6 protein-coding genes are annotated in these 9,518 nt (G+C 67.8%); 4 read left to right on the top strand and 2 right to left on the bottom strand.

Annotated features, from left to right (window positions below):
* Nucleotides 1-155: 155 nt before the first annotated feature.
* Both ACFHYQ_RS16140 and ACFHYQ_RS16135 read left to right on the top strand, forming a co-directional pair.
* Entirely contained in the window at nucleotides 156-659 is a 504-nt protein-coding gene (locus ACFHYQ_RS16140) for a DUF6461 domain-containing protein (protein ID WP_394301970.1), read from the top strand.
* Between the two features lie 133 nt (nucleotides 660-792).
* On the top strand, nucleotides 793-1,500 hold the full coding sequence (locus tag ACFHYQ_RS16135) for a polysaccharide deacetylase family protein (RefSeq protein WP_394301969.1): 708 nt from the start codon (nucleotides 793-795) through the stop codon (nucleotides 1,498-1,500).
* Nucleotides 1,501-1,659: 159 nt separating this feature from the next.
* On the opposite strand, the gene ACFHYQ_RS16130 is transcribed toward ACFHYQ_RS16135, so the two are convergent.
* A complete protein-coding gene (locus tag ACFHYQ_RS16130; protein WP_394301968.1) occupies nucleotides 1,660-2,388 on the bottom strand; it encodes a LysR family substrate-binding domain-containing protein in 729 nt (242 codons plus the stop codon).
* A gap of 212 nt (nucleotides 2,389-2,600) precedes the next feature.
* Here ACFHYQ_RS16130 and ACFHYQ_RS16125 point away from each other — a divergent pair, with 212 nt between their 5' ends.
* Entirely contained in the window at nucleotides 2,601-2,972 is a 372-nt protein-coding gene (locus ACFHYQ_RS16125) for a DUF5997 family protein (RefSeq protein WP_394301967.1), read from the top strand.
* Here ACFHYQ_RS16125 and ACFHYQ_RS16120 read toward each other — a convergent pair.
* Nucleotides 2,959-3,552 carry a tetratricopeptide repeat protein gene (locus ACFHYQ_RS16120; protein WP_394301971.1) on the bottom strand — a complete coding sequence of 198 codons (594 nt, stop codon included), beginning with the start codon at nucleotides 3,550-3,552 and terminating at the stop codon, nucleotides 2,959-2,961. The genes ACFHYQ_RS16125 and ACFHYQ_RS16120 overlap by 14 nt on opposite strands.
* A 700-nt stretch (nucleotides 3,553-4,252) precedes the next feature.
* On the opposite strand from ACFHYQ_RS16120, the gene ACFHYQ_RS16115 reads away from it, so the two are divergent.
* Complete coding sequence (locus tag ACFHYQ_RS16115) at nucleotides 4,253-8,998, top strand: PDDEXK-like endonuclease domain-containing protein (RefSeq protein ID WP_394301966.1); 4,746 nt, start codon at nucleotides 4,253-4,255, stop codon at nucleotides 8,996-8,998.
* Nucleotides 8,999-9,518 lie beyond the last annotated feature (520 nt).

The following is a 9,518-nucleotide window of genomic DNA, read 5'->3' as shown; positions in this document are numbered from 1 at the left end:
CTGGATGCCGCCCATTCCCGGCACGGCATGACTCCCGGCGTCCGTTCACCCTGGCACGCCCAGAGGCGGTCACTATCCGCTATCACATGAAAGCACCGCGCGTATCCGCTGATTGTTTACGTGTGCGAGGATCACGCCCATCGCCAGGAAGGGCTATGAACATGAACGACTGGTACGACGACGAGGCCGTGTGTGTGACCTACGTCCGAGATTTGTCGCCCGCGGAGGCGTTCGCCCGAATGGATGTGACCATTGATCCCGAGGCGGAACCGGGATGCGATCCTGCCATCGCCGTGTTCCGCGTCGAGGCCGGGGTGGTTCTGGTGGAACCGAACGGCTTCGCGGGGATCCTGGACGAGGTGATCTGCAAGCTCAGCAAGGGCACGGTGGCCGCATCGGTGTTCTTCAACGTCAACCTCGACCAGAATTTCGTGTACGCCGAGGACGGCGTGGTCACCACTCAGTTCGAGCCGGACCAGCCCGATGCGCGGTCGGGCAGCGATCCGGATCGGCTGTTGGAGCAGATGCGCACGCTGGACATGGAGACCGACAGCGATCTCAACAAGGCGGCCGAGTTGGCCGAGTCGGTGACCGGTTTGAGACTGCCTGACGACGACGCCGAACCCGTCCTCATCGGCACTCTCCCCGATTACCCCTGAGCAGGGATGCCGCCATCTACCTGATCCTTGTCTGCCCGCCGACTGCGAAACTCGGACATACGAATCACGTACGTCCGTTTCAAGCACAACCGGACCTATGGACACGCCAGTTGGTCTAGGCCAATATGACACCATGCCAAGATCAAAGCTGCGCAGCGCCCTACGTGATGCCCTTGTCGCCCTCGTCCCAGTAGCGCTCATTGGCGCGCTGACTGGCCCTGCGCACGCGTCGGCCTCTCAGCCTGCGGCCGCCTGGCCCGAGCCCGTTCCGGTCGTCTCCCACGTAGAAACCACCGACCCGGTCGTGTTCGTCACCATCGACGACGGCTGGTCCCACGATCCAGCTGCCGCGAAGCTGCTACTCGACCGCCGGGTGCCCGCCTCGCTGTTTCTGCTGCCGGGTGCGTACTCGTACGGTGACGGTTACTTCCGCGCCCTGCTCAACCATGGGCCTTTCCGAGTCGAGAATCACACCGTCAACCACTCCGACCTGTCCACGCTCGACGCCGCCGGGCAGCGGGCGGAAATCTGCGGGGCACGCGACCAGCATCTCGCCAAGTTCGGCGACAGCCCGCGTCTGCTGCGTCCCCCGTACGGGACGTACTCGGAGACCACTCGGACCACCGCCCGTGCCTGCGGCGCGGAAGCCCTGGTCACGTGGACGTACGACCTCACCACCTGGGGGCCGGACCCCGTTCCGATTCCTCGCCTGAAGGCCGGCGACATCATCCTGCTGCATTTCAACGAGACCGTGGAGGATGACCTGCGAAGGGTCCTGGACGCGGCGGACGCAGCCGGGCTGAAGCCCGCCCCACTGCGGGAGTACATCGGTAGGTGGTGATGCCGACATGAAGCCGGGGCGCTTCAGGTTGTCGCGGCCCAGATCCTGCTGTCGGATGAAGTAGAGCTGCGTAGTGGCGCCGGAGGAGGCGTTGAACCGCACGTCGCCGGGCCGGTCACATTTATTGCCGGGTCCGAACCGGAGGTTCGGGGCCGCAGGTCACCGAGGCCGGTAACCCTTCCTTTTGCGGCGGGCCGGCACGGTCCGGCGGCCGGAGCCGTTCTGTGCGGGTTTTTGCGCCTGCCGCTGTGCCGGTTTCTCCGCAGGGGAGGCGGGGGTACGGCCCCGCGAACTGTTCACTGTCCGGCCGCGGACGATGCCGATGAAATCCTCCACCAGGTCAGTGGTCGCGTCCGTGGGCCAGGCCAGCGCCACCTGAGACTGCGGCGCGTCCAGCATCGGCCGGTAAGTGAGATCCCTGCGGTGGTGGAGGCGTGCCAGCGACTGCGGAACCAGGAGAAGCCCGGCGCCGGCCGCTACCAACTCGACCGCGCCCGCCGTTGTGGCCGGGCGGGTGAACGCGGGCAGCCCGGGTCGGGCCGTCCACTCGATGGTGTCGTCCAGAGGATGGAACACCTCGTCGTCGGTCAGGTCGGCGACGGCCACCTCAGCGGCGGCGGCCACCGCGTGGTCCTTGGGCACCACGACCACCGTGGTCTCCACGTAGAGAGGAATCACGCTGAGCCCGTCCCGGTCGACCGGCAGCCTGACGAATCCGGCGTCGGCGCCGCCGTCCCGCAGGAGTCCCACCACCTCGGCGGCGGAAACCGCGACCAGGGTGACCGGCACGCCGGGCATCCTCTCGGTCCAGACGTTGACCCACTTCGCGGGTGTCACCCCGGGCACGTACGCCAGCCGGAACACCTTGCCGGTCTCCCCATCAGTCACTTCCTCAGGGTACCGATTTGACTTCCTCCCGGCCCTAAAGACTAAAGGGCCGGGATTCCCCGTGCCGCTGACGCGGCATGCTGCCGCGCTCGTGGCCGGGGTGGTTGACGCTTCACCGACCGCCTGATGGCGAGGTCTCCACGTCCTCAGACCGCCTGCCCGGGCCGGAGTTCGGTCAAGGGAACCCGTTCCGACTGACTATTCTTGGCGTTATGACCTCGCCCAAACGGAAGACCATCCAGACGATGAAGCCCGCGACCGCGGCCAAGAAGCTGGGTGTCCTCCTCTCGGCCACTCCCGCCGAGTTCCAGGCGGGGGTCGTCTCCAGGGACGAGCTGAACGAGTTGCAGTCGACGCCACCCGCCTGGCTCGCTGACCTGCGCCGCAACGGTCCGCACCCCAAGCAGGTCATCGCCGCGAAACTCAGGGTCTCCATTTCCGGCCTGGCCAGAAGCGGGATCACCGGACCGCTCACCACCGCTGAGATCGATGCGCTGAAAGCGGAGAACCCCGCGTGGCTGGAGCGCGAGCGGTCCATCCAGGCCGAGACCCGCAAAGAAGCACTCCGCCTCAAGCAGCGCTAGACAGCTGGGATCCTGCACGTCTCCGCCGAGACGGCCAGAACCTTCTGCCCGCGACCTCATCGCGCGCCGGCTGAAGGCCGGGGTGGTCGAGGGAGCTCCGTGTCACCGCCTCGCTGGGCGTCGCTGGATGCTCGCCGAGCGCTGGAAGGAGACAAGGGAATCGGCCGGACGTCCGGCGGCCAGCTGCACCTTGCCGAGTTCGAGCAGCCAGTATCGCCTCCTCGATATGGTCAAGCGCCAGGTCGCTACGTCCGGACTCCCGTCGCACCATCGACAGGATCCGCAGGGCGTTGCCCTGCCCATCCGGAAAGCCCAACCGGCGGAAGCCATCGAGCGCACGACCTGCGAAGTCGGCGGCCTCCCCCAGGCGGCCCAGCTCGAATGCGGTCTCGGCGAGATTCACCAGTACGGTCGACTGCCAGTAGGGCTCATCGACGCTCCGCAACACGTCCGCACTCTGGGTGAGATCGTCATGTGCCCGGGCCAGGTGACGACGGCGAAGGTCGACCAGCCCGAGGGAGTTCAGCGAGATCGCCTCACCCAGGCAGTCTCCGATCTCCCGCCGAAGCGCGAGCGCCATCCCATGATGTTCGGCGCCCTTGTCGAGCTGGTGGGACTGGACGTACGCCTTGCCCAGACTGTCCAAGACCTCCGCCTGGCCGTACATGTCACCGGCACGACGGGCGGCCTCCGGACCTGTCGATCCCGCCGCGAACCAATGCAGCGCGAGCGCGGACCGTTCCGGACCGCCCGGTGAACGGGTAGCGGTCCTCGATACTTCGGCAGCAAGGAAGTATGGACTCCTTGGCTCTTCGAGGCGGCGTACGACGCGCGGGTCGCGGGCGAGCATCAGCACCTCGGCCTCGTCCAGCGCCACCTTCAGTACGGCTTGGCCGTGCGCGGAATCCCATACGAGCAGGGCGAGCGCGACGGAGCCCTGGCCGAGCCGTTCGAGGACCTCGACCCGGTCCGGTGCTCCGAATGCAGGGGGCGGTCGTAACGGATGCGGATCGCGGGCAACAGTCGTACGCGCCCGGCGAAGATCGGCTATCCCATGCTGCGCGGCCAGCTTTCCGACAACGACATGCGTAAGCTTTGTTCACAATGGTGCATCAAATGTTGCTCCGCACACCTCGCCTTGACATATTTCACGTCTGCCGGAAATATCGCGCGGTCCGCTCCTTGGACCGTGCCATCTCCAGCCTCACAGTTGTGGGACCCGTGTCGCGTCAAACGATGGCATGCAGTCCCCTCCCTGCTACCGAAGGAGGCCGACTTTCATGCGCGTGGGATCGAGAGCCCGCGAACCCCAGCTGATCGATGCCACGACTCGTCTGGTGGAGTTTCTGCGCAATCTGGCTTCCGCGCGGCGCGCGCCGGTACGGGACGTCGATCGGCATGGGCAGGTTCTCTGGCTGGCGAGCCTGCCGGAGGAGGTCGTTCCGCAGGTCGAGGCGGGCCTCGGTGAGGTGCTCCTCTCCGTCGACTACGTCAGGCCCATCCCGCCGCCGGCCCCGCCTGAGGAACTGGACGGATGGCTGGAGTCCCGGGAGGTCACCGATCCCGAGCGGCCGGCACCCGAGCTGTCCATGACCGGTCCCAAGCGCATACAGGAGACCCGCGAGGACGGGACCGTGGTCTGGCGGCAGGAGACCACGGACGACCGGCCGGAGGTCCCCGATGCGTACGACAAGTGGTTGCCCCATTGGCAGGCATGGGCCGAGCGGGAGCGTGTCCACGCTCACCGGCGGCGCTGGCACCGCGATCTCTACTCCATCGCCAACCGTCTGTCCCAGATGGACGACGAGTGGGAGCTGGTGCTGGCGACCGGGCTGCTGTCGTGGGCGGCGCCTGGCGGTACGCGAGTGCGCAACCACCTGCTCGTCACCCGCGCCCATGTGCACGTCGACGCCGACACCGAGCACGTCGACGTGGTACTGGGAGAGACCTCGCCCGCCCTGCAGGATCGCGAACTCCTCGCCGACCTGCCCGAGTTCACTCCCCAACGCACCGACCGGCTGCGGCAACGTGTCCGGGAGAGCGAGGGGATCGCCCTGCAGGGCTCCGCCACCGAGCTGCTGCAAGCATGGTGCGACCGGGGACTGGAGGCGCATGCCGCCTACCGGCCCGACTGGGCGCCCGCCGAGAAGCCCGGCAAGCTCGCGGAGGTACGGCTCGCACCGGCGCTGGTGCTGCGGAAGCGGGACCAGGGGTCGCTGATCTCCTATTACGATGAGATGCTCGCGACACTGACCGGGCCGGACTCCCAGGCGCCCCTCGGGCTCGCCCAGCTGGTACAGCCGTTGGAGCAGGACGAGCGGATGGCCTTCCTGCGCGAGCGGGAAGGGGCCCACGAGGACGCCCTCGGGCAGGATCCGCTGTTCCCGCTACCGGCGAACCCGGAGCAGCGCCTGATCATGACCCGCCTGGGCCGGGACAACGGCGTCGTTGTCCAGGGGCCGCCCGGGACCGGCAAGACCCACAGCATCGCCAACCTGTTGTCCGCGCTGCTCGCCCAGGGACAGCGCGTCTTGGTCACCAGCCAGAAGGCCCAGGCTCTGCGGGTGCTGCGCGACAAACTGCCTGAGGAGATCGCCGGGCTGTGCGTGTCGATGACCGACCTTGGCCGCGGTGGCTCCACCGAGCTCGAGGGCGGCGTCAAGGCCTTGTCCAACAGGTTCTCCTCCTATGACCCTGGACGGCAGGCCAAGCGCATCGCCGACAAGCGGAACCAGCTGCAATCGGCCCGTCGTACGACCGTCGAGCTGACCGAGCGGATCCGGGCGCTGCGTGAATCGGAGACCTACTCCCATCCCGAGATCGCCCCCGGCTACCGGGGCAGCCTCGCCGCGATCGCCCGGCGGCTCAAGCGCGATGAGCCGGGCTGTTCGTGGATGCCGATCCCGACGCCGGCCACGGCCCCCGCCACGCCACCCATCACCGTCGGCGAGGCCGCGGAGCTCGTCGAGCTGCTCGCCGGTGAGACGCCGCAGCGCAGGGCGCGGCCGACCCAGCGCATCCCCGACGTGACCACGCTACCCGGCGCCGAGCAGGTCAAGGCGCTGATCGCGAATGAGATGGCCGCGCAGTCCCTGGCCGAGCAGGCGCAGACCGACGTCTCCGCGCGGCTCGATCACCTCGACCCGGTGCTGGTCGCGAAGCTGGAGGAGATCGCGGCCGACGCCGCTGCCGATCTGCACCGGCTCGGCCTCCCCGAGAGCTCCGCCGACTGGGACCCCGATGACTGGGCGGTCCGCGCACTGGCCGAGGGGCTCGCCGGACGGGAGAACGCCCTGTGGGAGCAGCTCGCCGCGCATACCGGGCGGCTGGCCGCTCTGCAGGAGACGATCCGACGCATCGCCTTCCGCGCGATCACCCATCCGCCGCTCGACGGCCCTGCCTCGGCGGGCACCTACCTTCAGGCCATGCGGGCGCTGCGTGACCACTTCGCCGCAGGGAACCGACTCAAGCGCGGGCCGTTCCTGCCGGCAGCGCAAAAGGTGGCGGAGCCGTTTCTGAACGCGGTGTCCGTCGACGGCATCTCACCCACCAACGCAGAGCTGCTGTCAATCGTCGTCGACGACATGGAGGGACGACAGGTCGCCGATCAGCTCCGGCGCGGGTGGGGGCTGGTCGGCGTGGAGTTCCCGCCGGATCAGCCATTGGAGGCCATCGCTGCGCAGCTCGGCGACGCTTTCGGCAGGCTCACCCTGGTGCGCCGAGTCACGGAGTCGGTGGCCATGACTGTCCGCCTGCTCGCCGGTGCGGGCATACACCTCAAGCTCCGCACGCCCACCGAGTGGCTGTCCTACGCTGCTGCCCTGCACGCCGTACGGCTCCGACTCGAAGCGGAGCGGGCGACCGCCACGCTTGAGGAGCTGCACGCCACCCTGGACCAGCAGGTCCGGCTCGGCTCCCCGGCGCCCGAGCTGGCCGAGGCCGTCCAAGCGGTGGCCCGCCGCGACGGGGTCACCTATCAGCTGTGCCTGGCCGCCCTGGCAACCGCCCATCGTGAGCTGGCCGAGCAGCGGCGCTGTGACGAACTGGCCACCCGGGTGCGAGCCACCCACCCGGCCCTGCTCGGCGTCCTGGCGGACGCGAAGGCATGGCAGCCGCGCTTCTCCGCGTGGGAGCGCGCCTGGGCCTGGGCCAAGGCGCAGACCTTCTTCGGTGAGCAGCGGCAGCCGGGGCTGGAGCAGCGGCTGGAGAGCGAACTCGAGGCAGCGACCGCCCGCGAGATGAGGCTCACCGCCGAACTGGCCGCCGAGCAGGCGTGGGATGCGGCGCTGGGCCGGATGAACTCCCGGCAGACCACCGCGCTACGCGCCTACCAGGACCACATGTCGAAGCTGGGCAAGGGGACGGGCAGATACGCCGGCAAGTATCAGACCCTCGCGCGCGAGGCCATGACACACGCCCGCGATGCCGTACCCGCCTGGATCATGCCGATCCAGCAGGTGCTGGAGACGATCCCACCGACCCGTGACTCCTTCGATGTCGTCATCGTGGACGAGGCGAGCCAGGCGAGCATCGAAGCCCTCTTCCTGCTCTGGCTGGCTCCCCGTGTCATCGTGGTCGGCGACGACAAACAGTGCGCCCCTTCCACCGTCAGTCATGGGGAGCTGGAGCCCATCTTCGCGAAGCTGGCGACCTACCTCCCGGACATGCCGGCTTACCTGCGGGACGCCTTCACCCCGAAGTCGAGCCTGTTCGACCTACTCGCCACCCGGTTCGGCTCGGTCCTGCGGCTCAAGGAGCACTTCCGGTGCATGCCGGAGATCATCGAATTCTCCTCCAGGCAGTTCTACGCCGACGAGCCGCTGGTGCCGCTCCGGCAGTTCGGCGCCGACCGGCTGCCGCCGCTCAAGGTCGAGCGCGTCATCGGGGCCTGGACCGAGGGCACCACCACACGGCTGCGTAACACCGTCGAGGCCGAGGCGATCGTCAAGCAGATCAGGGAGTGCATGGACGACCCGGCCTACGATGGCAAGACCTTCGGTGTCGTTGTGCTCCAGGGCACCGGGCAGGTCCAGCTCATCCACAGCATGCTGCTCGACCAGCTCGACCCGAAGGACTGGGAGAAGCGGCGGCTGCGGGTCGGCACACCGCCGGATTTCCAGGGTGACGAGCGCGACGTCGTGTTCCTGTCAATGGTGATCGCCGAACGGCGGACGGCGGTGACCAGCACCGAGTGGCAGCGGCGGATCAACGTCGCGGCCAGCCGGGCCAAAGACCAGATGTGGCTGTTCCACTCGGTCAGCCCCGACCTGCTCTCCCCCGCGTGCCTGCGGCGGTCGATGCTCGCCTACATGCTGAACCCGCCGGCGGCCCTGGGACCCGAGCCGCTTTCTGACGTCACCCCCGACGAGCCGCACCCCGACTTCGACTCGCTCTTCGAGCAGCGGGTGTTCCTGCGCATCCGCAAGCACGGCTACCACGTGACTCCCCAAGTCGAGGTCAACGGCCGACGAATCGACCTGGTGGTCAGCGGGGCGCAGGGGCGCCTGGCTGTCGAGTGCGACGGCGACTTCTGGCACGGCACGCCCGAGCAGCGCGAGGCCGACCTCGACAGGGAGCGCGAACTCAAGCGCGCGGGCTGGCGGTTCTGGCGCGTGCGGGAGAGCGAGTTCTACTTCGACCCGGAGGCCGCGCTGAGGTCGTTGTGGACCGAGCTCGACCGGCGCGGTATCCGGCCGGGCGAGGTCACCTCGGAGGGTGAAGCCGACTCGGACCGTTCGTGGAGCGCCGTGGCGCTCTCCGCACAGGACGGCTGGGATGGCCTCGAAGACGGCGACTCACGCGACATGGAGGAATTCGTCATCCCTGCGCTGCCCATGTCTCGGCGAAGCGTCACCAATCCCGGTCCGGTGACTGAACACTCGGTGAAGGCGCGGACAATGGCGCCGAATTCATCGATCTCGCAGATCCGCACCTGGGCCCGGCGAAACGGCTACAGCGTCGGCGACCGGGGACGCCTCCCCGAGGATGTAATCGAGGCATACCAGCGAGCGCACGAAACAGACTGAAGAAAGGGCAGAAGCGCCCTATCTGTCCTTATTATCCCCGCTCCCGGCCAGGTAACCACCCGCCCGGGAGCGGGTCTGGCGGTGAGCGTGACCTTGGCGTTGTAGCTCAGCGACAGGAACTTCCTGCCTGTGAGGTCCACCAGCCCGACCGAGATCACGACCCGGCGCGAAGCCCCGACGAACGAAGCTCGCTCCATGGTTTCCTCCGAGCTGATCTCAGGAAATGTTCGGCCGATTTTCGAGACCATATCGGCTCGGTCGGAAGGTGTTGACACACGGATAGTAACGCGAGAGCGTGTCTACACGACAATTCATATTGTGTCTCGAATTCACAAGCAATCTCGAGCTTAGGAGTCCCTCATGACGGATGATCTGCGGTACCAGCCGTCAATCCGTGACCTAACCTGGCTGAATCGGCTTGCTCCGGCGATGTCCACCGCGAGAACATGATCCGAGGGCACGCCGGCGGACATCCCCGGCTTCGCCACCAACCCGCACACGCTGGCCACGCTGAACCGGG

Origin of the sequence: Sphaerimonospora cavernae (assembly GCF_042435035.1) — a bacterium.
Lineage (GTDB): Bacteria > Actinomycetota > Actinomycetes > Streptosporangiales > Streptosporangiaceae > Sphaerimonospora > Sphaerimonospora cavernae.
The sequence above is the reverse complement of the archived record's forward strand: the minus strand, read 5'-3'. Positions and strand labels throughout refer to the sequence as shown.